At 70.9% G+C, this 22,753-nt stretch carries 25 protein-coding genes and 1 tRNA gene; 17 read left to right on the top strand and 9 right to left on the bottom strand.

Features of this window, described 5'->3' with window-relative positions; all coding sequences use genetic code 11:
• The first annotated feature begins 25 nt into the window (after window positions 1–25).
• The 3 genes from MKK69_RS17735 (at window position 26) to MKK69_RS17725 (ending at window position 3,557) form a co-directional block, all read left to right on the top strand.
• A complete protein-coding gene (locus MKK69_RS17735; protein WP_243969944.1) occupies window positions 26–1,468 on the top strand; it encodes a CpaF family protein in 1,443 nt (480 codons plus the stop codon).
• A gap of 5 nt (window positions 1,469–1,473) precedes the next feature.
• On the top strand, window positions 1,474–2,466 hold the full coding sequence (locus MKK69_RS17730; protein ID WP_243969942.1) for a type II secretion system F family protein: 993 nt from the start codon (window positions 1,474–1,476) through the stop codon (window positions 2,464–2,466).
• A gap of 113 nt (window positions 2,467–2,579) precedes the next feature.
• Window positions 2,580–3,557, top strand: a complete 978-nt coding sequence (locus MKK69_RS17725; RefSeq protein ID WP_243969940.1) for a type II secretion system F family protein — start codon at window positions 2,580–2,582, stop codon at window positions 3,555–3,557.
• Window positions 3,558–3,576: 19 nt separating this feature from the next.
• Here the strand turns inward: MKK69_RS17725 and MKK69_RS17720 are convergent, their stop codons facing one another.
• Complete coding sequence (locus MKK69_RS17720) at window positions 3,577–3,810, bottom strand: GcrA family cell cycle regulator (protein WP_243969938.1); 234 nt, start codon at window positions 3,808–3,810, stop codon at window positions 3,577–3,579.
• A 397-nt stretch (window positions 3,811–4,207) separates the two neighbouring features.
• Here MKK69_RS17720 and sseA point away from each other — a divergent pair, with 397 nt between their 5' ends.
• Both sseA and MKK69_RS17710 read left to right on the top strand, forming a co-directional pair.
• The gene (sseA, locus tag MKK69_RS17715) at window positions 4,208–5,053 is read left to right on the top strand and encodes a 3-mercaptopyruvate sulfurtransferase (RefSeq protein WP_243969937.1); all 846 of its coding nucleotides are present in this window, start codon (window positions 4,208–4,210) and stop codon (window positions 5,051–5,053) included.
• A gap of 412 nt (window positions 5,054–5,465) precedes the next feature.
• The gene (locus MKK69_RS17710; protein ID WP_243969935.1) at window positions 5,466–5,954 is read left to right on the top strand and encodes a hypothetical protein; all 489 of its coding nucleotides are present in this window, start codon (window positions 5,466–5,468) and stop codon (window positions 5,952–5,954) included.
• An 86-nt stretch (window positions 5,955–6,040) separates the two neighbouring features.
• Here the strand turns inward: MKK69_RS17710 and MKK69_RS17705 are convergent, their stop codons facing one another.
• The 4 genes from MKK69_RS17705 to MKK69_RS17690 are packed head-to-tail and all read right to left on the bottom strand — an operon-like array spanning window position 6,041 to window position 9,294.
• A complete protein-coding gene (locus MKK69_RS17705; RefSeq protein ID WP_243969933.1) occupies window positions 6,041–6,865 on the bottom strand; it encodes an FTR1 family protein in 825 nt (274 codons plus the stop codon).
• 49 nt (window positions 6,866–6,914) lie between these two features.
• Complete coding sequence (locus tag MKK69_RS17700) at window positions 6,915–8,348, bottom strand: 4Fe-4S binding protein (protein WP_243969931.1); 1,434 nt, start codon at window positions 8,346–8,348, stop codon at window positions 6,915–6,917.
• The gene (locus tag MKK69_RS17695) at window positions 8,345–8,692 is read right to left on the bottom strand and encodes a cupredoxin domain-containing protein (RefSeq protein ID WP_243969929.1); all 348 of its coding nucleotides are present in this window, start codon (window positions 8,690–8,692) and stop codon (window positions 8,345–8,347) included. The genes MKK69_RS17700 and MKK69_RS17695 overlap by 4 nt, the downstream gene beginning before the upstream one ends.
• 17 nt (window positions 8,693–8,709) lie before the next feature.
• On the bottom strand, window positions 8,710–9,294 hold the full coding sequence (locus MKK69_RS17690; protein ID WP_243969927.1) for an iron transporter: 585 nt from the start codon (window positions 9,292–9,294) through the stop codon (window positions 8,710–8,712).
• Between the two features lie 348 nt (window positions 9,295–9,642).
• On the opposite strand from MKK69_RS17690, the gene MKK69_RS17685 reads away from it, so the two are divergent.
• Complete coding sequence (locus MKK69_RS17685) at window positions 9,643–11,763, top strand: carbohydrate porin (protein ID WP_243969924.1); 2,121 nt, start codon at window positions 9,643–9,645, stop codon at window positions 11,761–11,763.
• A 175-nt stretch (window positions 11,764–11,938) separates the two neighbouring features.
• Here the strand turns inward: MKK69_RS17685 and lipB are convergent, their stop codons facing one another.
• A complete protein-coding gene (lipB, locus tag MKK69_RS17680; protein ID WP_243969922.1) occupies window positions 11,939–12,670 on the bottom strand; it encodes a lipoyl(octanoyl) transferase LipB in 732 nt (243 codons plus the stop codon).
• Window positions 12,671–12,758: 88 nt separating this feature from the next.
• Between lipB and MKK69_RS17675 the strand changes: the two genes are divergently transcribed.
• Window positions 12,759–13,064, top strand: a complete 306-nt coding sequence (locus MKK69_RS17675) for a FliM/FliN family flagellar motor switch protein (RefSeq protein ID WP_243969920.1) — start codon at window positions 12,759–12,761, stop codon at window positions 13,062–13,064.
• 120 nt (window positions 13,065–13,184) lie between these two features.
• Window positions 13,185–13,269: transfer RNA gene (locus tag MKK69_RS17670), tRNA-Leu, on the top strand.
• Window positions 13,270–13,517: 248 nt separating this feature from the next.
• Here the strand turns inward: MKK69_RS17670 and MKK69_RS17665 are convergent.
• The gene (locus tag MKK69_RS17665; protein WP_243969918.1) at window positions 13,518–13,790 is read right to left on the bottom strand and encodes a hypothetical protein; all 273 of its coding nucleotides are present in this window, start codon (window positions 13,788–13,790) and stop codon (window positions 13,518–13,520) included.
• Between the two features lie 200 nt (window positions 13,791–13,990).
• A complete protein-coding gene (locus MKK69_RS17660; protein WP_243969916.1) occupies window positions 13,991–14,542 on the bottom strand; it encodes a helix-hairpin-helix domain-containing protein in 552 nt (183 codons plus the stop codon).
• 479 nt (window positions 14,543–15,021) lie between these two features.
• On the opposite strand from MKK69_RS17660, the gene MKK69_RS17655 reads away from it, so the two are divergent.
• The 6 genes from MKK69_RS17655 to MKK69_RS17630 all read left to right on the top strand — a co-directional run bounded on the left by MKK69_RS17655 (window position 15,022) and on the right by MKK69_RS17630 (window position 18,999).
• Complete coding sequence (locus MKK69_RS17655) at window positions 15,022–16,563, top strand: DEAD/DEAH box helicase (protein ID WP_243969914.1); 1,542 nt, start codon at window positions 15,022–15,024, stop codon at window positions 16,561–16,563.
• A 312-nt stretch (window positions 16,564–16,875) separates the two neighbouring features.
• Entirely contained in the window at window positions 16,876–17,349 is a 474-nt protein-coding gene (locus MKK69_RS17650; RefSeq protein ID WP_243969912.1) for an SRPBCC family protein, read from the top strand.
• Window positions 17,350–17,516: 167 nt separating this feature from the next.
• Window positions 17,517–17,702 (top strand): YegP family protein, encoded by a 186-nt coding sequence (locus tag MKK69_RS17645; RefSeq protein ID WP_243969910.1) that lies wholly within the window; start codon window positions 17,517–17,519, stop codon window positions 17,700–17,702.
• Window positions 17,703–17,868: 166 nt separating this feature from the next.
• The gene (locus MKK69_RS17640; RefSeq protein WP_243969909.1) at window positions 17,869–18,135 is read left to right on the top strand and encodes a hypothetical protein; all 267 of its coding nucleotides are present in this window, start codon (window positions 17,869–17,871) and stop codon (window positions 18,133–18,135) included.
• Window positions 18,136–18,382: 247 nt separating this feature from the next.
• A complete protein-coding gene (locus MKK69_RS17635) occupies window positions 18,383–18,520 on the top strand; it encodes a hypothetical protein (RefSeq protein ID WP_243969907.1) in 138 nt (45 codons plus the stop codon).
• Window positions 18,521–18,546: 26 nt separating this feature from the next.
• The gene (locus MKK69_RS17630) at window positions 18,547–18,999 is read left to right on the top strand and encodes an acyl-CoA thioesterase (protein WP_243969905.1); all 453 of its coding nucleotides are present in this window, start codon (window positions 18,547–18,549) and stop codon (window positions 18,997–18,999) included.
• A 557-nt stretch (window positions 19,000–19,556) separates the two neighbouring features.
• On the opposite strand, the gene MKK69_RS17625 is transcribed toward MKK69_RS17630, so the two are convergent.
• Window positions 19,557–20,096 (bottom strand): superoxide dismutase family protein, encoded by a 540-nt coding sequence (locus MKK69_RS17625; protein WP_243969903.1) that lies wholly within the window; start codon window positions 20,094–20,096, stop codon window positions 19,557–19,559.
• 109 nt (window positions 20,097–20,205) lie between these two features.
• On the opposite strand from MKK69_RS17625, the gene MKK69_RS17620 reads away from it, so the two are divergent.
• The 3 genes from MKK69_RS17620 to MKK69_RS17610 are packed head-to-tail and all read left to right on the top strand — an operon-like array spanning window position 20,206 to window position 22,544.
• Window positions 20,206–20,988, top strand: coding sequence for a TlyA family RNA methyltransferase (locus tag MKK69_RS17620; protein WP_243969902.1), 783 nt, complete (start codon window positions 20,206–20,208; stop codon window positions 20,986–20,988).
• Window positions 20,985–22,220 (top strand): class I SAM-dependent RNA methyltransferase, encoded by a 1,236-nt coding sequence (locus MKK69_RS17615; protein WP_243969900.1) that lies wholly within the window; start codon window positions 20,985–20,987, stop codon window positions 22,218–22,220. The genes MKK69_RS17620 and MKK69_RS17615 overlap by 4 nt, the downstream gene beginning before the upstream one ends.
• Before the next feature lie 51 nt (window positions 22,221–22,271).
• A complete protein-coding gene (locus MKK69_RS17610; protein ID WP_243969898.1) occupies window positions 22,272–22,544 on the top strand; it encodes a hypothetical protein in 273 nt (90 codons plus the stop codon).
• Window positions 22,545–22,753 lie beyond the last annotated feature (209 nt).

Raw genomic sequence — 22,753 nt, 5'->3', positions numbered from 1 at the left:
CAGGACCGCACCCCGGAGCCGGCCCATGTTCGGTAGGCGTCACACCGGCGGCGCTTCGGCCGCCCCCACGCCGCTCCCGAAATCGTCGGCCGCCGCTCCGGCGGCTTCGGCCCCGCGCGAGGCCGCGCCGGCGCCCAAGCGGCCCGAGCCGGTCGTCCCCGTGGTCGTCGAGGCCGCGCGGTCCGAGGATTACTACCGGACCAAGAGCCTGATCTTCGGCGCCCTGATCGAGGCGATCGACCTCACGCAGCTCTCGCGCCTCGACGCCGAGACCGCCCGGGAGGAGATCCGCGACATCGTCACGGAGATCATCGGGCTCAAGAACATCGTGCTGTCGATCGCCGAGCAGGAGGAGCTGCTCGACGACATCTGCAACGACGTGCTCGGCTACGGCCCGCTCGAGCCCCTGCTCGCCCGCGACGACATCGCCGACATCATGGTCAACGGCGCCAACCGGACCTTCATCGAGGTCAGCGGCAAGATCCAGCTGACCAGCGTGCGGTTCCGCGACAACCAGCAGCTGATGAACATCTGCCAGCGGATCGTCAGCCAGGTCGGCCGCCGGGTCGACGACGCCTCGCCGATCTGCGACGCGCGCCTGCCGGACGGGTCCCGCGTCAACGTGATCGCGCCGCCGCTGGCCATCGACGGCCCGGCGCTGACCATCCGCAAGTTCAAGAAGGACAAGCTGACCCTGGAGCAGCTCGTGCGCTTCGGGGCGATCTCGCCGGAGGGCGCGGAGGTCCTGAAGATCATCGGGCAGGCGCGCTGCAACGTCGTCATCTCGGGGGGCACCGGCTCGGGCAAGACGACGCTGCTCAACTGCCTGACCGCCTTCATCGAGCACGACGAGCGGGTCGTCACCTGCGAGGACGCGGCCGAGCTGCAGCTCCAGCAGCCGCACGTGGTCCGCCTCGAGACGCGCCCCCCCAACATGGAGGGCCAGGGCCAGGTCACCATGCGCGACCTCGTCAAGAACTGCCTGCGCATGCGGCCCGAGCGGATCATCGTCGGCGAGGTCCGCGGACCCGAGGCCTTCGACCTGCTCCAGGCGATGAACACCGGCCACGACGGCTCGATGGGCACGCTCCACGCCAACAGCCCGCGGGAATGCCTGTCGCGCATCGAGTCGATGATCTCGATGGGCGGCTTCACGCTGCCCTCGAAGACCCTGCGCGAGATGATCTGCGGCTCGATCGACGTGGTGATCCAGGCCACGCGCCTGCGCGACGGATCCCGGCGGATCACCCACATCACCGAGGTGCTCGGCATGGAGGGCGACGTGATTACCACGCAGGATGTCTTCCTCTACGACATCCTCGGGGAGGACGCGAACGGCAAGCTGATCGGGCGCCACCGCTCGACCGGCATCGGCCGGCCCAAATTTTGGGAGCGCGCCCGCTACTACGGCCTGGAACGCCGGCTCGGCGAGGCGCTCGACGCCGCCGACGTCGTGGACCGGAGCTGACGCGGATGCCGGATCTGCCCGTCGCCGCCGCGTCGAACCTTCCGATCGCCGCCGGCCTCATCGGCATCGCGGTGGCGGCGGTCGCCTACGTGGCGGTCCTGCCCCTGCTCGGCGGCGAGCGCCGGGCGAGCAAGCGCCTCAAGGCGATCAGCACCTCCGCCTCCGGGGCGGCGCTGCGGGGCGTTGCGGTCAACCGGCGCGAGCAGGTCGCCAAGACGCTCAGCGAGATCGAGGCGAAGGCCAAGGGGGCGTCCAAGGCCTCGGTGGAGCTGAAGCTCGCCCGGGCCGGCCTCGATTGGACGAAGCGGACCTTCTACACGGTCTCGGGCGTCAGCGGCGTGATCTTCGGCCTGCTGCTGTTCGTGGTCACCGACAGCCCGCTGGCCGGGGTCGGGGCCGCCTTTGCCGGGGGCCTCGGCTTGCCGGCCCTGCTGCTGCGCCGTCTGCGGCTCCGGCGAATCGCCAAGTTCAACGCGGAACTGCCCAACGCGGTCGACGTGGTGGTCCGCGGCATCCGAACGGGCATCCCGGTCGGGGATTGCTTCCGCATGGTCTCGCGGGAGGCCGAGGAGCCGGTCCGCAGCGAGTTCAAGAACGTCGTGGAGACCCAGACGCTCGGCCTGTCGCTGGGCGAGGCGGTCATGCGCCTGTTCGAGCGGGTGCCCACCCCCGAGGTCAATTTCTTCGTGATCGTGATCAACATCCAGCAGCAATCGGGCGGCAACCTGTCGGAGGCTCTGAACAACTTGTCCGTGGTGCTGCGCGACCGGGCCAAGATGCGCGGCAAGATCCAGGCGATGAGCATGGAGGCCAAGGCCTCGGCCTCGATCATCGCCTGCCTGCCCTTCGCGGTGGCGGGCATCACCACCCTCACCAGCCCCGACTACATCTCGCTGCTGTGGACGACCGATATCGGCAAGATCGCTCTGGTGGGCGCGGCGATCTGGATGTCGATCGGGATCTTCACGATCAAGAAGATGATCGCCTTCGACTTCTGAGACCCGCCCGATCCCGTCCTGTCCCTCGGAGACGGTCACGACCGACGGATCTGAAGACCTCCCCCGCCGGCCGATCCGCGAAGCCCGGCGCGCCCCTCCCCGGAGCCCGTCCCATGATCGACGACATCGCCGCGAAGCTGTTCGATCCCCGGTTCATGGGCACGCTGCTGACCGCCATCGCGGTGGCCGCGACCGCCTTCGCGGTGGCGCAGCCGTTCTTCGAGACCGACAAGCTCGCCAAGCGGATGAAGCTCGTGGGCGACGAGCGCGAGCAGATCCGCCGGCGCGAGCGCGCGCAGGGGAGCCGGACCACGACCCGGGCCACGCTGCGCGTCGAACCGAAGGCCTACATGAAGTCGATCGTCGAGCGGTACCAGCTGCAGCGCTGGCTCGCCACCGACACGGCCAAGCGCAAGCTGATGCAGGCCGGCTATCGCGGCCAGGGGGCGGAGACCGCGTTCCTGTTTTTCCGCCTCGTCGTGCCCGTCGCCTCGGTGATCGGCGCGCTGTTCTACCTGTTCGTGCTGGAGGCGCTCGACGTCTCCTACCTCATGCGGTTCGGGCTGGTCATCGGGGCCGCCTACGCGGGCATCAAGGCGCCGGAGCTGTTCCTCGTCAACGCCGCCAAGAAGCGCCAGGCGGAGATCCGCAAGGCGTGGCCGGACGCCCTCGATCTCACCCTGATCTGCGTGGAATCGGGGATGGCGATCGAGCACGCCTTCCGGAAGGTGAGCACCGAAATCGCGACCTCCTCGGTGGTGCTGGCCGAGGAACTCGCGCTGATGACCGCCGAGATGTCGTTCCTGCCGGACCGCCGCCAGGCCTACGAGAACCTCGTCCTGCGCACCGGGCTCGATCCGGTGAAGGCGGTGGCGACCGCCCTGAGCCAGGCCGAGCGCTACGGTACGCCGATCGGTCAGGCGCTCCGGGTCCTCGCCCAGGAGAGCCGCGACCAGCGCATGACCGAGGCCGAGAAGAAGGCGGCCGGACTGCCGCCCAAGCTCACCGTGCCGATGATCCTGTTCTTCCTGCCGGTGCTGTTCGTGGTCATCATCACCCCGGCCGTCATCCAGATCATGCGGGCGCAGTGACGGTCCGGGGGACGGCCCGTCAGCGCATGCGGCCCGGGCGGGTCGGCTCGAACACGATCCGGCGGTGGTAGGCACACCAGCTCTTGCCGTCGGCCGCGGGCGCGCCGCAGCAGATGGCGCGGTCGTTCGGCTCGCCGATGATGTACTTGCAGACGAAGGCACCCGACTGTGCGAAGGGCACGCGCAGGTCGGCGGACGGCTCCTGGACAGTCTCGGCATCGCCGATCTGGGACATGCGGACGAGTTGATTCATGGTGTCGATCGGCTCAAGGTGCATCCTGCTCGGTGGGTGCAGGCCCCGGCTGGGGGGAGGGTGGAACGCCTTTCTTCCGGCAGCGACCCCGTCTCGCGTTCGTTGAAGCCATGTCCGGGGTTGCCCGCGCGATGCCGGCCTTGGTGACCGGCGCGAACGGCGTCATCATGTTGTCATAACTGGGGTTACGGCAACTTAAAACAAGACCAACCTGCACGCGCTGCATCGGAGCACGGTGCGGGATGCGTAGCTCCCATGGGCCGGCGCCGGTTCGATTGGCATTCGCCAGGCTGACAATCGGCCCGAACGCTCCGGCTCGGGACTGGCCCAGGCGTGCAAGCCACTGCGACCTGTGGTTTGCTGTGCGCCCTCGCGAACAGAGCCGGACCCGCCGACCATGGCCCACGCGCCCCTCGTGTCACCCGACTGGCTGCACGACCGCCTCGCCGCCCCCGACATCGTGATCCTCGATGCCTCCTGGTACCTGCCGGCCGCCGGCCGCGACCCCGAGGCCGAGTTCCGCGCGGCCCACATCCCCGGTGCCCGGCGCTTCGACCTCGACGCCATGAGCGACACCGAGTCGAGCCTCCCGCACATGCTGCCCCGTCCCGAGGTCTTCGCGGCGCGGATGCGGACGCTCGGCGTCGGCGACGGCCAGCAGATCGTGGTCTACGACGGCCAGGGCCTGTTCGCGGCGCCGCGGGTCTGGTGGATGCTCAAGGCCTACGGGGTGCGCGACGCCCTGGTGCTGGACGGCGGCCTGCCGGCCTGGATCGCCGCGGGCTATCCCACCGAGGACGGCACGCCGCATCCGCCCGCGCGCCGGCACTTCACCGCCCGCCTCGACCACGGGGCCGTGGCGGATGCGGACGACGTCGCCCGCGCCCTGGAGACCGGCTCGGCCCAGGTGGTCGATGCCCGCTCGGCGACGCGGTTCCGCGGCGAGGAACCGGAGCCCCGCCCCGGCGTCCGCCCCGGGCACATGCCCGGCGCCTGCAACCTGCATTACGCGGCGCTCCAGCGCGACGGCCACATGAAGAGCCCGGAGGAGCTGGCAACGGTCTTCGCGGCGAACGGCGTCGATCCGGACCGGCCGATCGTGACCACCTGCGGCTCGGGGGTGACCGCGGCAATCATCGCCCTGGCGCTGGAAACGATGGGCCGCCCCGCCCGCGGCCTCTACGACGGCTCCTGGTCGGAATGGGGCGCCGATCCGGCCCGCGCCGTCGCGACCGGCGCCTGAGAGACGGGCCGAACGCGGGTCCCGGGAGAAGGACGCTCCGAGCCACCCCCTCGTCCTGAGGTGCCCGCGCCAGCGGCCCCCGGGGGAGCCCTCCCGGATCGCGCGGCAGGCGGGAGACCGCCTTCGAGGCGGCTGCGCCGCACCTCGGGATGAGGGGGACGGCTGCCGCCGGCTCGCTCGGCGTTCTGAGCGATCGCCGGATTTGACGCGGGACCGCGGCGCACCGGTCCGCAGCCTGCCAGGACCCCGACGCCGCCTCGACCAGGGAGCGCCTGCGCGGACCGGCCAAGCGGCACCTCTGGCCGACCGGTCAAGCTCGCAGCGCGGAGCTTTGCCAACACCCCTTGACCATCGCGCGATCGATTTCGATATATCGGTTGCGCCTGCGGTTGGGCGCTCCACGGAGAAAATCATGCCGCTTCACGACACCACCGCCCTCTCGGGCACCATCCAGCACGTCTTCGCCCATCGCTTCACCATCGAGGCGGACGGCGAGACCCACCTGGCCGATCTCGGTCCGAAGGGCGCGGATGCGTTCGCGCCCGTGACCGGGCTGCACGTGACCCTGGAGGGCGAGCGTCGCCCTTCGGAGATCAAGGTTACGCGGATCTCGGCCGAGGGCCGGGACCCGGTGGAGATCCACCACAAGAAGCCCCATCACGCCCCCGGCCCCAAGAAGGCGGATCCGCGGCCGGACATGGCGGCGGATCCCGATCGGGCCCGCACGGCGGCGATATCCGCCGGCTGGACGGTCGCCGATGGACCGCGCCGCAAGCCCAAGCACTTCGAGGTCCTGGCGCGCCGGGGCGACGGGGCGGCGACGGAACTGCACGTCGATTTCGCCGGCGCGATCTACAAGGAGAAGCCGGCCGACCCTGAGAAATGGGCTCCGCTGGCCTGAGAGCCGTCTCCGGGGGCGCTGCCCCCGGGTCCCGGCTTGCCCAACAACGAGGTCCGAGCCGCCGGGCGGCCCGGACCTTTCGCGTCTCAGGCCGCCTGCACGGCGCGGCGCTTGTCGACGGCACTCCACTGCATCAGCCCGACCATGACGGCGATGGTGGCGACGTAGACGAGCCCCTGCAGGGCGGTCGGCCGGTCGGTGTAGCCGACGAGCGCGTGCAGGATGCGGCCCGGCCAGGACGTCTCGGCGATCAGCCCGGAACTGTTCCAGAGGGTGTGGCCGAGGATGTCGACCACACCGGCATTGGCCAGGAACTGGGCGGCCTGCGCGGCGAGCCCGGCCGCGAGGAAGACGATCAGCACGCTGGTCACCGAGAACACGTAGCGGCTCGGGATCGAAGCGAGGCCGAGATAGGTCACCGCCGAGAGGAGGATCCCCGCCCCGATGCCGGCAAAGGCGCCGAACTGGATGTCGGCCCCCGAGGTGCCCGAGGCGACGAGGCCGTAGAGGAACAGCACCAGTTCGGCGCCCTCGCGCAGGATCGCCGCGCCGATCACGATCGACAGGGCCGCGGCCTCGCGCTCGCCCGAGCGCACAGCCGCGCCGGCCGCGCGCAATTCACCGGCGAGTTCCTTGCCGTGCTTGCTCATCCAGGTGTTGTGCCAGATCAGCAGCAGCACCGCGACGATCAGCACCGCCGCGTTCAGGATGTCCTGCCCGCTGCCCTCGAAGGCGTTGGAGATCCGCTCCGCGAACAGGGCGACGAGACCGGCCCCCGCCAGCCCCCCGGCGACACCGAGCAGGACCCAGCGCATGCGGCCTGGAATGCCGCGGGTCGCCGCCAGCACGATCGAGATGATGAGGCCGGCCTCGATGACTTCGCGGAAGGCGATGACGAAGGCGCCGATCATGGCGGTCTCCCAACGTTGCGGAATGTTGCCGTGCGGCGCGCGGACCGCGCTACCAGATCCAGAACATGAGCACCCAATTGACCACCGACAGGGCGGCCGCCCCGGCGATGCAGGCCGCGGCCCCGGCCTGCCGGAGGCCGCCGGCGCTGAGGCCGGCGACGCGCCAGGCGAGCCAGACGCTCCACAGGCTCGCCCCGGCCAGCAGGCCGGCGCGCATCTCAGTCACGTAGGGGATCACGATGCCGTCGCCCCGCAGGAACGTGACGGTGAGCGCCGACAGACCCAGGAAGACGCCGCAGCCCGCCACCGGGATCAGCGTCTGCGTCAGGTGGTGGAAGCGCCGGGTCGACCAGCCCCCGAGGGTCAGGGTCGCCAGCGCCACGATCCCCGACAGGGCCAGCCCGAGGATCACCGTAGCGGCGCCGATATAGGCCAGGAGCAGCCCGCCATCGAGGAGCGTCATTACGTCGCTGCGGTCGGGATAGTTCGTCAGCACGAACCACGGCGCGGAGGTTTCCAGCGGCCAGGTCACCCCGCGGTCGATGAGCCAGGTGGCGGCCCATTGCTTGGCCTCGACGTACCAGGGGCTCGCCGACCACTGGAAGGCCCCGACCGCCAGGGCCAGCATGCCGAACAGGATCAGCACGGTCTGGTCGAGATCCGGCTCGGTGCCGGCCACGTGCACGATCTCGTGGTTGGGCGAGCGCAGGGCGAGGCGCACCGCCCCGCGATGGCCGCTGCACCGGGCGCACATGTGGCAGGCCCCTGCCCCGCGCATCGTCCGGACGGGCACGAGCGGCGCGCAGTTGAACGCCGCCCCGCCCCGGACCGGCTTGGGCGAGACCGCCCAGGCGGCCCGGTCGACCTGGAAGCTGATCGGGGCGAGCTTCGAGAGCACCGCGAAGACCCCGTTGACCGGGCAGAGATAGCGGCACCACACCCGCTTGTTGCGCCCGTAGAGCAGCCCGACCACGATCGCCGCCAGGGTCGAGCCGCCCAGCACCGCGAGCACCGGTTTCGGATAGCCGTACACGCTGGTCATCTGGCCGTAGACCGTGGTGCCGGCGAAGGCCAGGAACGGCCAGCCCTGCCAGGTGATCCAGCGCGGCACCGCGTAGCCGCGGCTCCAGCGACTGGCGAACTCGCTGAGCGCGCCCTCCGGACAGAGCACCCCGCACCAGGCGCGGCCGACAAGCACCATGCTGAGGAGCACGAACGGCCACCAGATCCCCCAGAAGGCGAACTGCGCGGCCAGCGTCAGGTTGGTCCAGATATGCGCGGCGTTGCCGGGGAGCGGCAGCAGGGCCGGCACGATCACCAGAACCGCGTAGACCGCGATGATCAGCCATTGCACCGCCCGGATGGCCCAGCCGTAGCGGCGCAGCCCGTCCCCCAGGCGGGCGAGCCGCGCGTCGACGGCGGCGCGGCGCGGCCCGGCCGAGGAGAGGTCGAGCGAGGAGGCCGCGGCGGTCGACGCGCTCATCTGGCCACCAGGGTCGCCTTGGCGTCCGGGTGGAAGTCGTCGAACACCTGGTAGGTGCCGGGATCGAGGGTGCGGAACACGATCGCCGAGGTCGAGCCCGCGGCGAGCGCCTTCTCGCGCTTCAGCTCCGCGCTCTCGAACTCCACGGGACTTTGGCCGGTATTGGCGATCTCCAGCTTGAACCGGGTGTTGGCCGGCACCTCGATCACCGCCGGGAGGATCAGGCCGTCACGCATCTCGACCTTGATCACCGGCATGTCGTCCGCGCGCGCGGCCGTCATCGCCCAGGCGGTGGCGAGCAGGGCGGCGGCGGCGATGCGGGCAGGACGCGGCGGACGAGACACGTGGATTCCCCGGGATTTCAGTAGGCGCCCTTCTTGCCGACGCCCGCGAAGGTGAAGTCCTGAACGACGTCGAAGGGCTCGAACCACGGCCCGACGCCCGTCTCCTTGTCCACGTGCCGGCCGAAATGGCTGTCCTTGCCGGGCGGCGCGACGGTCACCGTGAGGCGATAGCGGCCGGGACCGGACAGCTTGACGTTGTCACCGTAATGCGGCCCGTCATTGGCCACCATCGGCATCAGCATCCCGGACACCTTCTTGTCCGTGGGCTTGTCGCCGTCGAGCTTCACCGCCTCGAAATGCACCTCCAGCGCCGGCACCCAGTCGCCCTCGGCGAAGCCGTTGCGGTTGTCCTTGGCGGCGCGGATGTCGGTCTCGAGGTGGAGGTCCGACTGCGCGGCGTCGCGCATCATGCCGGCGGGCTCCATCTCGATCGGCTGCAGGTAGACGGCGGCGACCTCCAGGCCGTTCCGGGTCACGTGCGGGCCGATCGGCACCTCCTTGGCCGCGGCAGCCCCGGCGAGGAGGCAAATCACGGCCAAGCCGCCGCAAATCGGAAACCGGAGATTCGGAAAGAGGTTCGACGCGCGCATGACCCTGCACATAATCCGTCGCGCGCGAAGTTCAAACAGAAATTACGCCGCTCTTAAATGATAACAATTCTAATCTAAAGCCTTTCTGCGACAGGAGGTTATGTTGTGCTGGTATTCAATCGAGAAACAAGGGGTATCCTTTCGCAGGGGAAGACAATTCACTGCCGTGTGACCGGTATGATCTTGACCGCACCCGAACGACGGCGGATCGTCATGCCACTGCCATGCGGGGGCCGGACAATGGGCGCGGGTCGGGAAGAGCGATGCAGTCTCCGCTCGGTCGAGTTCCCGCGCCGACGGGCAGGGCTTGCGCGGTGGCGGGACACGACTTAGCCAGTGCTATACCTTGCTGCAGAGCCGATGCGTACCCGTTCCGTGATTCCGGCCCGCACCGCGGCCTTCCTGCTGTTCATAGGCCTGACCGCGTCCGTGCGCGCGGCGGACTTCGCCGCACCGCGGCCCGCGGCGCAGGGCGCCGCCTATGCCGATTGGTCGGGGAGCTATCTGGGCCTCGAGGGCAGCGCGAGCGGCTCCTACGGCGCCTACGCTTTCGGGCCGACGACGATCGGCGGCCGTCCCGTGGCGGCCTTCAGGAGCGGTGATTCCACAGGCCGGAGCGACCAGGGGCGGAACGCCACCACGGCGGTGGGCGGCCTCTTTGGCGGCTGGACCTGGCAGACCGGACCGTGGGTCTACGGGGTCGAGGCCAACCTCGACGCGGCGAATCTGAACCGGCCGGTCGCCTCGACCCTCGCGGGCTTCGGCTACGCGGACGTGGACCCGGCCTTCACCATCGTGCGCGCCCGGACCGACCTGTACGGCTCGCTCCGGGCGCGCATGGGCTACAGCTTCGACCGGTACCTGATCTACGGCGCCTTCGGACTCACGGGGGCCAACGCGCGCTTCCAGGCGACCTATCCGGATCTCGACACGGGTGGCCAGAACACGGCGCGGCGGGAACTCGGCTATGTCGGCTTCACCCTCGGCGCGGGGGTGCAATACGCCATCACCGACCATCTCGCCCTGGGCATCGACTACCGCTACGTCGGTCTCGGCGGCAGCCGGCGCTTCGCCCTGGGCGTCGTGCCCGGGGATACGGGCGGCCCGGTCACGACCCGGGCGAGCTTCACCTCGAATCAGGTGTTAGCCCGGCTGATGTGGTTCCCGGACGGGCTGAGGGTGCCGCCGGATCCCGACGAGACCGCCCCGCACGACCCCGACAACGGCGATACCGGCCGCTTCTCGCTCCACGGGCAGACAACGCTCATCGCGCAGGGCACGCCGGGTTTCCGCTCGCCCTATGTGGGCGCGCAGAGCCTGATTCCGAACCAGGCCCGGCAGACCACCACGGCCACGATCTTCCTCGGGTTCAGGCTCACCGACACGACCGAGGTCTATTACAACCCCGAATTCAGCCAGGGCTTCGGCCTGTCCAGGACGCTCGGCGTCGCCGGCTTCGTCAACGGCGAGGCCCAGAAGGCCGGCGCCCCGTTCCCGAAGCTGCGCTCGAACCGCTACTACGTGAAGCAGACGATCAACCTCGGCGGCGAGACCGTCGATGTGCCGGACGGACCCAACCAGGTCGCCACCCGCTACGATTCCGAGCGGATCACGCTGATCGCCGGCAAGTTCGCCCTGGGCGACTTCTTCGACGGCAACGTCTACGCCCACGATCCGCGGGTCGACTTCTTCAACTGGTCGCTCTGGGGCTCCTCGGCCTGGGACTTCCCGGCGAACCTGCCCGGCTTCACCCAGGGCGTCTACGCCGAGTACAACCGGCCGGAATTCGCCATCCGCGCCGCCTACACGCAGGTGCCCAAGGAACCGTCGAGCGACGTGCTCGACCCGCGGGTGTTCCGGCGCGCCGGGCTCAACGCCGAGTTCGAGCAGCGCTACGTCCTGCCGGGGCTGGACCAGCCGGGCAAGCTGCGCTTCGGGCTGTTTTCGAATGTCGGCGTCTCCGCCAACAACCGGGAGGTGGTGACCCTCACCCAGTTCGGCGCCTTCGACGACATCAACGACGCGGCCGCGGCGACCCGGCGCCCCCGCCGCAAGACCGGCGGCTACGTCAACCTGGAACAGGCGTTGACACCCGAACTCGGCCTGTTCGCCCGGGCCAGCCTGAACGACGGGCGGACGGAGAACATCTCCTTCACCGACATCGACCAGAGCTTCTCGGGGGGCCTGTCGCTGAAGGGCAAGGCCTGGGACCGGCCGGACGACACGGTCGGGATCGGGGCGGCGATGAACGGTCTCTCGCCCTCGCACCGGGCCGCCTTCGCGGCGGGCTTCTACGGGTTGCTGATCGGCGACGGCCGGCTCAACTACGGCACCGAGCGGGCGCTGGAGACCTACTACGCCCTGAACCTCACCAAGTTCGTAACCCTGACCTTCGACTACCAATTCATCGACAATCCCGGTTACAACCGCGACCGCGGCCCGGCCCACTTCTTCGCCTCGCGGCTCCACGCGGATTTCTGAGCGGGCCGGCGATTCGGTCTTCGGCGGAAGGACCGGTGGCCCAACCGTCCACGCGAGCGGAGCGAACCGATCCAGGCGGCGCCACGATCGCCGGCGTCATGCGGCCCTGGGTCACCTCCTGCGCGCGTGACGACGGATGGCGCGCCTCAACCGAATGCCGCGACCGGCGGCCGTATCAATCTATCCCCTCGATCACCGTCGCGCCGAAAATATCCTCGAACGCGGCCCGCAGCTGCATGTCGACTTCGGCCAAGCTCACCGGCAGGCCGAGATCGACGAGGCTCGTCACCCCGTGCTCCCGGACGCCGCAGGGGACGATCCCGTCGAAATGCGACAGGTCCGGCTCGACGTTCAGGCTGATCCCGTGGAAGCTCACCCAGCGGCGCACCCGGATGCCGATCGCCGCGATCTTGTCCTCGACGCCCGGTCCCTTCTCGGGGCGGCGCACCCAGACGCCGACCCGGTCCTCCCGACGCTCGGCGCGGACGTTGAAGGCGGCGAGCGTCGCGATCAGCCACGCCTCCAGGCTCGCCACGTAGGCGCGCAGGTCGCGGCTGCGCCGGTCGAGGTCGAGCATCACGTAGGCCACGCGCTGGCCGGGGCCGTGATAGGTGTACTGGCCGCCCCGTCCCGTGGCGTGGACCGGGAACCGGCCCGGCGCCACGAGATCCTCCGGCCGGGCCGAGGTGCCGGCCGTGTAGAGCGGCGGGTGCTCCAGCAGCCAGACGCATTCGGGCGCCGTCCCGCGGGCGATGGCCTCGGCGCGGGCCTCCATCCAGGCCACCGCCGCATCGTAGTCCACGGACGCATCGCTCACGCGCCAGCCCACGGGCTCCGCGACCGGACCGGAGCCGGCCCGCTTCGGGAAGGCGTGGGGACTGACCGTGAGGCGGGGCGTGTTTACCAAGGCTTCACCATCCTGCGTCGATGGTCGAAGCCTTCAACATCCGCGGCCTGCGGTTGCAAGGTTTCGGCCGCGAGAGGGATGGCGGGTTGTGGCGGTCTTCGAGACCCTGAAGGTCGATCTGACGGTGGTGCTCGGCCGCACGCGCATGCCGCTGCACATGCTGCTGCGCATGGGCCGCGGCGCCGTGATCGAGCTCGACGCCAGCGACAGCGACATGGTCGAGATCCTGGCCAACGGCCATCCGATCGCCCGCGGGCAGATCGTGGTGACCGGCGACCGCATCTCCGTCGAGGTGACGGAGCTGATCCGCAAGGCGGCCTCGATCGTCGAGCCCGGCGCCAGCATCGGCGAGGGCGCGGCCGCGCTGCTGGAGAGCGGCTTCGCCGCCGCGTGAGCGAAGCGCTTGTCGGCGGCGGGGCGATCTGTTATCCGCTGCGCCGCGCGACACGACGGCGGCTTCGGGTTCTCCCGCGGCTGCACCGGTCGAGCGAACGGGCGGGTTTTCGCGTCCGATGCGGCCATGGCGGAATTGGTAGACGCGCTAGCTTGAGGTGCTAGTCCCGCGAGGGGTGGAGGTTCGAGTCCTCTTGGCCGCACCAATCGTTTCTCTCCCGATGAGAAGAGATTCGGTGCAGAACGACTGACGATGGCGACCGGCCCCCGGGGAGCAGTCGCCGCATATCATTCCCAGAATCGCTAGGCGCGGGACCGACCCTGTTGGCAGGGATCGGTCGCCGGCGCCCGCATGATGTCCATCCCGATCGGGCCTCCGAGGGCAACCGTCGCACCGGGCCGCAAGAGAGTGCGGTCCCGCGAGACGGCAGCCGGGGATCGACCCTGCTCCGGCTCAGCGGCCCGCTGGCGTGCCGGAATTGCCGTGCTGGAATCCCGAGGCGTTCGGCGGGCCCTTCATCTTGCCGTCTTGGCTGGGTGTGCTGTCCGGCGTGTTCGCGCCGGCGGTCCCGGTGGTCTCCGCCTTGCCGAAGCCCGCGGCGTTGGGCGAACCCTGCATACGGGGCGTGTTCCCGGACGTACCGGTGGCGCCGGCCGTCTCCGCGGCCAAGCTGGCGGTCCCCATCGACACCAGGCCGACGGCCGCGATCAGTGCGGTCATGCGCATGACAGATTCCTCGAGCGTTCCACGATCACGTCTCGCGCGTGACCCGGGCATCAACGTCCGCGCGCGACGCGTGTTCACGGCCGACGCTCACGGAAGACGGCCGCCGCCTTCGACTGGCTTGGCCGCTCAAGGCGCATCATCCCGACAGGTGGCGGCCGGTTTTCGGGAAAGGGAGGATGCGGAAGCAAGGATCTCCAGGGCTATCGGACGGTGATCGCGCTCCTGATGGTGTCGTAATCGGCACGTTTCAGGACACGGCGCGTCAGGAGTTCATCGGGCGAGGCGTAGGGGCGGAACTCGATGATCCTCCGACCGATCATGCCCGCGCCGAGCCCGTTCAACTGCTCGACGGACGCCGTGTTGAGATCGACGCCCTCACCGGGCGGCACGGAGGGTTCGTGCGCCTCTCCGGGGGGCGTCTCCGTTCTCAGACCCGTCGTGGACGTGCCGTCGGATTGCCGCGCGGGAGAACCGAGATCGGCCGACGAACCGGGGGCCGCCGACGGGTTGGCCGGAGCGGCCGCGGACGGGGATGAGGCCGGGGGCGCCGTCGCGCCCATCCCCGGATCGGACGGCGATGCCGGCGCGATGGTCCGGATCGCTTGCCCCTTGGCATCCACGGGGGATCGCTGCTGTTGCGACAAGGGAATGCCGGCGGAGGCCCGCTTGTCCGGGGCGACCTGAGGGCGCGGGCCAAACCCGACCCACAGGGATGCCAGAACGACCGCGATCACCGCCAGACCGGCGCTCACCGTCAGAACAGATCGGGTCATTCTTCCCCCTCTTTGGCTGGCCCCATGATGGTGCGGAGCCGCGACATTGTCCGTGCTTCCTCACGGATCACGCCGGGCGATTCAAGGTTCGTCCGAGCCGCGCCCGGGCGTGTCCATGCCGGGCGCCGCCGTTGCCCGGCATCGGACCCGGTTTTTCTATCGAGCCGTGCGCCGGCGGGGGCGGTGCCATGCGCCGGGACGCGCCGTGCTGCATTGACTTCGCAGCCGCACACCCGCATATCGGCGGTGCAGCGTCAGCGGCCGTCATGGCCCGCTTGAGGGGGCTGCGTGACGGATCGGGCGCCACCCGGCGTGATCCGGCCCCCCTCTTCATAACGTGCATGCACCCGGGCCGCCCCATCACGCGGGCTGCCCCCTGCCAACGGACCGACTCGAACACGGCTCTGCTCGCCCATCACGCGAGGCGCCCGGCCGGTCCTGCTGCATCGGATACATCCTTGACCCAATTCACCGATTTCGGCCTTGCCCAGCCCGTGCTGCGGGCGCTCGGCGAGGCTGGCTACGTCACGCCGACCCCGATCCAGGCCCAGGCGATCCCGCCGGCCATGGAGGGCCGCGACCTCTGCGGCATCGCCCAGACCGGCACCGGCAAGACCGCGGCCTTCGCGCTGCCGATCCTGCACCGCCTCTCGCTCTCGGACCGCCGCGCCCCGCGCCGCGGCTGCCGGGTGCTGGTGCTCTCGCCGACCCGCGAGCTCGCCAACCAGATCGCCGAATCGTTCTGCGATTACGGCCGCCACCTGTCCTACACCACCACCGTGGTGTTCGGCGGCGTCACCATCAGCCGCCAGGAGCGGGCGCTGGCTCCGGGCGTCGACGTCCTGGTCGCCACCCCCGGCCGGCTGATCGACCTGATCGAGCGCCGGTCGCTGACGCTGGAGGGCGTCGAGATCCTGGTCCTCGACGAGGCCGATCAGATGCTCGACCTCGGCTTCATCCACGCCCTCAAGCGCATCGTGAAGATGCTGCCGGAGAAGCGCCAGAGCCTGTTCTTCTCGGCGACCATGCCGAAGAACATCGCCGGCCTCGCGAGCCAGTTTCTGAAGGATCCGGTGCAGGTCGCGGTGACTCCGGTCGCCACCACGGCCGAGCGCGTCGAGCAGCAGGTGATCTTCGTTCATACCGGCGCCAAGCAGGCGCTGCTCGGCCACATCCTGCGCGATCCGGCGATCGAGCGCGTCCTGGTCTTCACCCGCACCAAGCACGGGGCGGACCGGGTCGTGCGCGGCCTCGACAAGGTCGGCATCGCGGCGGCGGCGATCCACGGCAACAAGAGCCAGCCCCAGCGCGAGCGGGCGCTGGCCGCCTTCAAGGACGGCGCCTCCCGGGTCCTGGTCGCCACGGACATCGCGGCCCGCGGCATCGACGTCGATGGCGTGAGCCACGTGGTCAATTTCGACCTGCCGAACGTGCCGGAGAGCTACGTCCACCGGATCGGGCGCACCGCCCGGGCGGGCGCGGACGGCCTCGCCATCTCGTTCTGCAACGACGAGGAGAAGGCCTACCTGCGCGACATCGAGCGCATCACCCGCCAGAAGGTGCCGGTGGGGGGCTTCCCCGAGGGCTTCACGCCGCCGTCCCGCCAGGAAGCGGCCGAGATCGCCCGCGAGGAGGAGCGCCGGCCCGAGCGGCAGCAGCAGCGTCCGGGCGGCGGCCGTCAGGGCCAGCGGCCCCGGCCCCAGCAGGGGCGCCCGGAGGGCGGACGCGGCTTCGGCGGCCAGGGCGCGCCCCGGCAGGCCCGGCCCCAGGACGGACGGGTCGATGCCCGTGGCGACGGCCGCGGTCAGGCCGTGCAGGGTCGCGATGCCCGCGCGGACCGGCCCGCCCGGCCGCAGGGTGAGCAGCGCCCGAGCCAGCAGGCCCGCCCCAGCCGGGACGGCCGGCCCCAGCGGACGGATGCCCGCCCGCGCAGCGGCGGCGGCGGTGGCGGCGGCGAGGGCCGCAACATCGGCTGGCTGGAGCGGGCGCCCCGCTCCTGAACCTGACCGCACCGTAGACATCTGAACAACCGCCCGGGACGGGATCGTCCCGGGCGGTTTTTGTCAGAGGCCCCTGCGGTGGGTGGCCGGGACCAGGGTCACGGGTCCACGTCCTCGGAGGCGCAACGCCGGGGGTGCCGCGTCTCGTCGTTCGGCACCGCGCAGCGTCCCATGGGCCCCTCCGGGCCTGGCATCGGCGCGCTCACACATCCGCGAAAGCGGGGCCGCTCGTCTCGTAACGGCTCCCTGGCGCGCTAGGTGATTGACTGGCCTTCAAGGCCGATAACCGTCAATCGTCAGGGGAAACGCCGAATGTTCAGGGTTTTCGTACCGGCTGCCGCAATCATCGTGGCGTCGCTCTCTTCGGCTCAGGCCCTCGAAGTCACGAAATCGGTCGACATCGCCGCAGCGCCGGAGACGGTCTGGAAGACCGTCGGCGGGTTCTGCGGGATCGGCGACTGGCACCCCGTGATCGAGAAATGCGCCCTGTCCAAGAAGGGCGGCAAAGACGTCCGCACGCTCAGCCTGAAGGGCGGCGGAACGATCGTCGAAGAAGAAGAAGCGCGCAGCGACAAGAAGATGGATTACACTTACACGATCCTGGAGGGTCCGCTGCCCGTGACCGACTACCATTCGACGATCATGGTCGCGAAGGCCGGCACCGGCTCGAAGGTGACGTGGACGGGCACGTTCAAGGCGAAGGGGGCTCCGGACGACAAGGCCAAGGAGGCCATCGCCGGCGTCTACGAGGCCGGACTGAAGGGCCTCGCCGACAAGGCGCACTGACAGGGCCATCGGTTCGGTGCGGGAAAACGGGTCCCCGTTTTCCCGCCACCCGCGCACCCGGAGCCTCGGGCCCCCTTTATGCGGGCGCGGCCATCGGCGTGGTGGACGCCTTCCCTTCCGGGCCCGGCAACCCATCTCATCCGGCGGATGATCAGGGAGCCGGTACCATGCGGTTCGAACTCTATCGGGATGCCAAGGGCGAGTGGCGCTGGCGCCTGCGGGCGCGCAACGGCGAGGTCATCGCCGATTCGGGCGAGGGCTACGTCCGCCGCGAGGATTGCGAGCACGGCATCGCCCTGGTGCGACAATGCGCCGAGGCCCGGATCGAGGACATGACCACCAAGATCGCCTGAGGCCGCGGCCCTCAACCCACCGTCAACCCTGTCCGACACGTCGCAGCGGTTACGCTGCAACGCTTCGCTTCGCCCATGCGTTGCAGCGTTTCGGACCGGGCGGTGGGTTCTCGCTTCCCGTGCGGTTCGTCGTCCGAGACGCAATCACACAAAGGGAGTCGACACCGTGCTGAGGAAATTCCTGCTCGCGGCCCTGCTGGTGCTGGGTTTCGCGGCCGCGGCGCCGGAGGGAGCGTCCGCCGCGCCCGTCGGTCCGGGCCTCGCCCTGCCGGCCAATGCCGCCCCGGCGATGACCGAGAAGGCCCAGTACTACTACCGTCGCCGCTTCTACGGCCCGCGGCCCTACTACCGCCGGCCCTATTTCCGCCGCCGGTTCTATGGACCGCGGCCCTACTGGCGCCGGCCCTACTACCGCCGCCGGTTCTACTACTAAGCGATCGCTGACAGGATTGGTCCGGCGGCTCCCCCAAGCCGCCGGACCTTTCGGTTATCGTCCTGGCCGGTGATCGGCCGCCTTCGGGCCATGCGCTGCGTCCGGGAGGAGCGATACAGCGCTCCGGTTCCGACATCCGGGACGAGGCATGCGGATCCCGATTCGGGATGCACCCGCGGCGTCCATGCGGTATGATGCAGGGAACGGGACCGGCGACGACAGATCGGCCGGCCCGGGAGGACGCCTGATGAACGATCTTGCGCAGCGCGCCGAGCCGGCGGCGGCGACGCCGGACCTCTGGCAATTGATCCCGCTCGAATGCATCCTGAGCGCGGCCGCCATCCTGCTGGCGGCGGGGCTCAAGCTCGCCGGCCTGCTTCCCTGACGGCGCGCGACGGACGGATGGACGGCATGCAGCACGTCGGACTCGCGCAGGCCGCCAGCGTCCCGCCGCCGCCGGAGGTCGATCTGCCCCGGGGCGACCTGACCGTGCGCACCATCGCCATGCCGGCCGATACCAACGCCAACGGCGACATCTTCGGCGGCTGGGTGCTGTCGCAGATGGATCAGGCCGGCGGGATCGCGGGGGTCGACCGGGCACAGGGCCGGGTCGTCACCGTGGCGCTGGACGCCATGACTTTCATCCGCCCGGTCCGGGTCGGCGACGTGCTGTGCGTCTACACCCGGGTCTCGCATGTGGGCCGGACCTCGATGAAGATCGAGGTCGAGGCCTGGGCGCGGCGGTTCTGCACCCAGGTGCGCGAGCGGGTCACGCAGGCGACCTTCACCTTCGTGGCCATCGACGAGGCCGGCCGCCCGCGGCCGATCCCGGCAGCGATGCCGTCGCCCCAGGCGGCGACCTAGCGCAACGCCCCGCGTTCGATCGCTCGCGGCGGCGAGGTGCCGAAGCCTCCGAGCGGGCTATGAGGGTCGGACGGGGACACCGGCCGGACTGCAGGCGCGTCCCCCTCCCCCCTCCGCGCGCTACCGGATGCGCGCATCGTAATCTGACACGCGCGACGTGCTCTCCTCCCCCGTGCGGCTACGGGCGACACCGGTTCGAGGCACGCGGCTCATGACCCAGCGCGACAGGCCCCCTCTCCCGTGCGCGAGAGGGGACCCGCGCCCCGCCGATCTGACCGGCGAGCTCGCTGAGACCTCAAACTTCTGTAGCCCGTAGCCCTTGCGGGGAGGGAAAAGCGCCTTTCTTTCGGAAGGTTGGAGTCAGATCGAGACGTGTAAGTCCGGTCGCCTCTGTGTGGGAGGGCGCGTGTCAGCGCTGGAACCGACTCCCCTTCCGGAAACACCCATTCGGGGCGTGCGCCGTGAATGGGTGTGCCCGAGCGGCGGAGGCATCTCGAACCTCGTGCTGCGACGCCCACACCGCCGTCGCGGACCGTGCTTCGAACCGGCCCGACCGTCTATTTGATCACCGCGCAGGCGACCCGGTCGCCGGCGCCGCCGATCGGCTGTGTGGTGTGGTCGTCCTCGTTGGCATGGATGATCAGGGCCGAGCCGTCCCCGTCCTTGAGACCGCCCTCGCCGTTGAGCGGCGTCTCGCTCCAGACCTCGGCGTTGGCCGAGCCGTCCTGCGCCACGTAGAGGTTCGGCAGGTCACCCTCGTCGGGGCCGTCCGGGTTGAGCAGGCCGTGCTTGCTCTGATCGTGGTTCACATGCGCCTTCGAATTGAGGAACTTCGGATCCGAGCAGTCGCCGACGGCGTGGAAATGCAGGCCGTGCCAGCCGGGCGGCAGGGCGCCGGCCTGAAGGGCGACGCGCAGCACCAGGGCGTTGGCGCCGTCGCGGATCGCCAGCGTGCCGATCGTGTCGCCCTTGGCGTTCTTAATCGGCGCCGTGAAGGTCTCGACCGGCTTGGCCGCCTCCTTCGGGGGTTCCTGGGCGTGGGCGCCGCCCGCGGCGAGGGTCCCGAGCAATGCGAGCAGCGGCAGGGTACGGGTCATGCGGTGGCTCTCCTGTGCGGTCCGGTCTAGTTAGGGAGCGCGCCGGCCCGCGACAGGGCCGCGCGTCCAGACCTCTGCCGCAGATCTGCCCGGACCGCACGAAGCCCTGATGACCCGAGACCGGCCCCTCCCGGACCGCGCCCCGCCCGCGGACGATCGCCCGGGCGCCCGGCGGGCCGACCTGTTCCTGGTGGAGCACGGTCATTTCGAGAGCCGAGCCCGGGCGCAGGCAGCCATCCGGGCCGGGCGGGTCAGCGTCGACGGCCGGCCACTGGCGCGGGCCTCGGAGCCGATCGCCCCCGGGGCGCGGATCGAGGCCGGCCCTGAGCATCCCTACGCCTCCCGCGGCGGCCTCAAGCTGGCGGCGGCCCTGGACGCGTTCCATCTGGATCCGGCCGGCCGCACCGCCCTCGACGTCGGCGCCTCGACCGGCGGCTTCACCGACGTGCTGCTCGCCCGGGGTGCGCGCCATGTCCACGCGGTCGATGTCGGCCGGGGGCAGCTCCATCCGCGGCTCGCCGCCGATCCCCGCGTCACGAACCTGGAGGGCACCGACATCCGCAGCCTCGACCCGGCCAGGCTGACGCCGCCCCCGGACTTCGCCAGCGTCGACGTGAGCTTCATCGGCCTGCGCCTCGTCCTCCCGGCCCTCCCGGGGCTGCTGGCGCCGGGCTCGGCGATCGTGGCGCTGATCAAGCCGCAATTCGAGGCCGGGCGCGCCCGGATCGGCCGCGGCGGCCTGGTCCGCGATCCGGCGGTCCATGCCGAGGTCTGCGCGGCGATCCGCGCCGCTTTGGAGGGGTTCGGCGCCGCGATCCTCGGGCTGATCGACTCGCCCGTCACCGGCGGCGACGGCAATGCCGAGTTCCTAGTCGGCGCGAGGCTGCCGTGAGCGAGACGGTCACGATTCAGGAACTCGGATCCCGGGGCGACGGCATCGCGGAGGACGGGACCCCCGTCCCCTACGCGCTGCCCGGCGAGCAGGTCGCGATCCGGCGGGACGGGCGTCGCGCCGAGCTTCTCGGCGTCGAGCGGCCCTCCCCCGATCGCGTGGCGCCGTTCTGCCCCTACGTCATGCAATGCGGCGGCTGCCGGACGCAGCACCTCGCGCGGCCGGCCGAACTGGCCTGGAAGCGGGGCCTCGTCGCGCAGGCCCTGTCCCAGGCCAGGCTCGCCGTGGAGCCCGAACCCGCGATCGACGCGCACGGCGCCGGGCGGCGGCGGCTCACGCTCCATGTCCGGGCGGTCGACGGCCGGGCCGAGGCCGGGCTGATGGCGGCGCGCAGCCACGCGCTGGTGCCGATCGACCATTGCCCGATCACCGTGCCGGCGCTGCACGCGGCACCCGAGGCGGCACGCCGCCTCGCCGCCCCCCTCGGCCACGGCCGAAAACCCCTCGACGTGGCGGTCACCGCCACCGACCAGGGGCTCGACATCGACCTGCGCGGCCACGGTCCGGTGAGCGCCGGCGTCGCTGCCGCCCTGGTGCGGATCGCCGGCGAACTCCGCCTCGCCCGGCTGTCGCTCCACGGCGAGCGCCTGATGGAGGCCGAACCGGTCTCGGTGGCCGGCAGCGGCACGCCCCTCTACCCGTCCCCCGGCGGCTTCCTGCAGGCCACAGCCGCCGGGCAGGCCGCCCTCACCGCGCTGACCCTTGCGGCCCTCGGACCGCGTCCGCGGCGGGTCGCCGACCTGTTCGCGGGCTGCGGACCGCTCACCCTGGCGATGGCCAGGCAGGCCGCCGTCCACGCCGTGGAATCCGATGCGGCGGCCCTGGCCGGCCTCGACCGGGCCGCCCGCGCGGCCACGGGCCTGCGGCGGATCACCGTTGAGCGCCGCGACCTGTTCCGCCGGCCGCTGCTGCCGACCGAGCTGGACGCCTTCGACGCGGTGGTGTTCGACCCGCCCCGGGCCGGCGCGGAGGCCCAGGCCCGGCAGCTCGCCGGGTCGCGGGTGCCGCTGGTGGTCGGCATCGCCTGCGACGCCGGCACCTTCGCCCGGGACGCGGCGACCCTCGCGGCCGGCGGCTACGGGCTCGAGACGGTCACGCCGGTCGATCAGTTCCGACACGCGGCCCATATCGAGATGGTCGGGGTGTTCCGCCGCGCCGCGCGGCGCCCGTGAGCCACGCAACCGGCCGCCGAGTCTCACGTTCTCTCGGCGATTGGAGGTTCCATGACCCGAGGATCCCTGCGCCCCCTGGCCCTGGCAGCCCTGAGCCTCGCCGTTCCCGTCTCGCTGGCGGCACAGACCGTCGCGCCGGATCAGACCGGCACGGGCGGCGGACCGGCCTCGACGGTCACGGCGCCGAACACCAACCGCCTCGGCGTGACCAAGCCCCCGGGCACCTCCCTGGGACCGGGCGAGGTCCCGACCCGGACGGAACGGCGTCGCGAGCGGACGCTGACCGACACGATCGACGGCAGCATCTGCGACGGCTGCAATTAGCGCAGCCGCCCGAGCGGTGGGCATCGGTTTCCGGGACGAGACGGCGCCTGTCCGTGATCGGGCGGCATGTCCCGGGTCCGATGTCCGGGGGGATCCGGGCGGCGGGGACCGGCCCGCATGCGGAGGCGCAGCGGCCACACCGCCTGAATCCGCGCCCGATCTGGCCGCCGTCCCCGCAATGCGGGTCGCGATGTCACGGAAGCGTCAGA

The organism is Methylobacterium sp. J-026, assembly GCF_022829585.1.
In the GTDB taxonomy this organism is placed as follows: domain Bacteria; phylum Pseudomonadota; class Alphaproteobacteria; order Rhizobiales; family Beijerinckiaceae; genus Methylobacterium.
Note: the sequence above shows the minus strand (reverse complement) of the source record. Positions and strands in the feature narration are given on the sequence as shown.

Bases quoted from the DNA above. Each gene is read 5' to 3' on its own strand.
- MKK69_RS17710 (WP_243969935.1), top strand. From the start codon at position 5,466: ATGCCGCTTCACGACACCACCGCCCTCTCGGGCACCATCCAGCACGTC.
- MKK69_RS17705 (WP_243969933.1), bottom strand. From the start codon at position 6,865: ATGATCGGCGCCTTCGTCATCGCCTTCCGCGAAGTCATCGAGGCCGGC.
- MKK69_RS17685 (WP_243969924.1), top strand. From the start codon at position 9,643: ATGCGTACCCGTTCCGTGATTCCGGCCCGCACCGCGGCCTTCCTGCTG.
- MKK69_RS17620 (WP_243969902.1), top strand. From the start codon at position 20,206: ATGACCCGAGACCGGCCCCTCCCGGACCGCGCCCCGCCCGCGGACGAT.
- sseA (WP_243969937.1), top strand. From the start codon at position 4,208: ATGGCCCACGCGCCCCTCGTGTCACCCGACTGGCTGCACGACCGCCTC.
- MKK69_RS17725 (WP_243969940.1), top strand. From the start codon at position 2,580: ATGATCGACGACATCGCCGCGAAGCTGTTCGATCCCCGGTTCATGGGC.
- MKK69_RS17610 (WP_243969898.1), top strand. From the start codon at position 22,272: ATGACCCGAGGATCCCTGCGCCCCCTGGCCCTGGCAGCCCTGAGCCTC.
- MKK69_RS17625 (WP_243969903.1), bottom strand. From the start codon at position 20,096: ATGACCCGTACCCTGCCGCTGCTCGCATTGCTCGGGACCCTCGCCGCG.
- MKK69_RS17690 (WP_243969927.1), bottom strand. From the start codon at position 9,294: ATGTGCAGGGTCATGCGCGCGTCGAACCTCTTTCCGAATCTCCGGTTT.
- MKK69_RS17735 (WP_243969944.1), top strand. From the start codon at position 26: ATGTTCGGTAGGCGTCACACCGGCGGCGCTTCGGCCGCCCCCACGCCG.
- MKK69_RS17635 (WP_243969907.1), top strand. From the start codon at position 18,383: ATGAACGATCTTGCGCAGCGCGCCGAGCCGGCGGCGGCGACGCCGGAC.
- MKK69_RS17630 (WP_243969905.1), top strand. From the start codon at position 18,547: ATGCAGCACGTCGGACTCGCGCAGGCCGCCAGCGTCCCGCCGCCGCCG.
- MKK69_RS17665 (WP_243969918.1), bottom strand. From the start codon at position 13,790: ATGCGCATGACCGCACTGATCGCGGCCGTCGGCCTGGTGTCGATGGGG.
- MKK69_RS17645 (WP_243969910.1), top strand. From the start codon at position 17,517: ATGCGGTTCGAACTCTATCGGGATGCCAAGGGCGAGTGGCGCTGGCGC.
- MKK69_RS17650 (WP_243969912.1), top strand. From the start codon at position 16,876: ATGTTCAGGGTTTTCGTACCGGCTGCCGCAATCATCGTGGCGTCGCTC.
- MKK69_RS17700 (WP_243969931.1), bottom strand. From the start codon at position 8,348: ATGAGCGCGTCGACCGCCGCGGCCTCCTCGCTCGACCTCTCCTCGGCC.
- MKK69_RS17720 (WP_243969938.1), bottom strand. From the start codon at position 3,810: ATGAATCAACTCGTCCGCATGTCCCAGATCGGCGATGCCGAGACTGTC.
- MKK69_RS17730 (WP_243969942.1), top strand. From the start codon at position 1,474: ATGCCGGATCTGCCCGTCGCCGCCGCGTCGAACCTTCCGATCGCCGCC.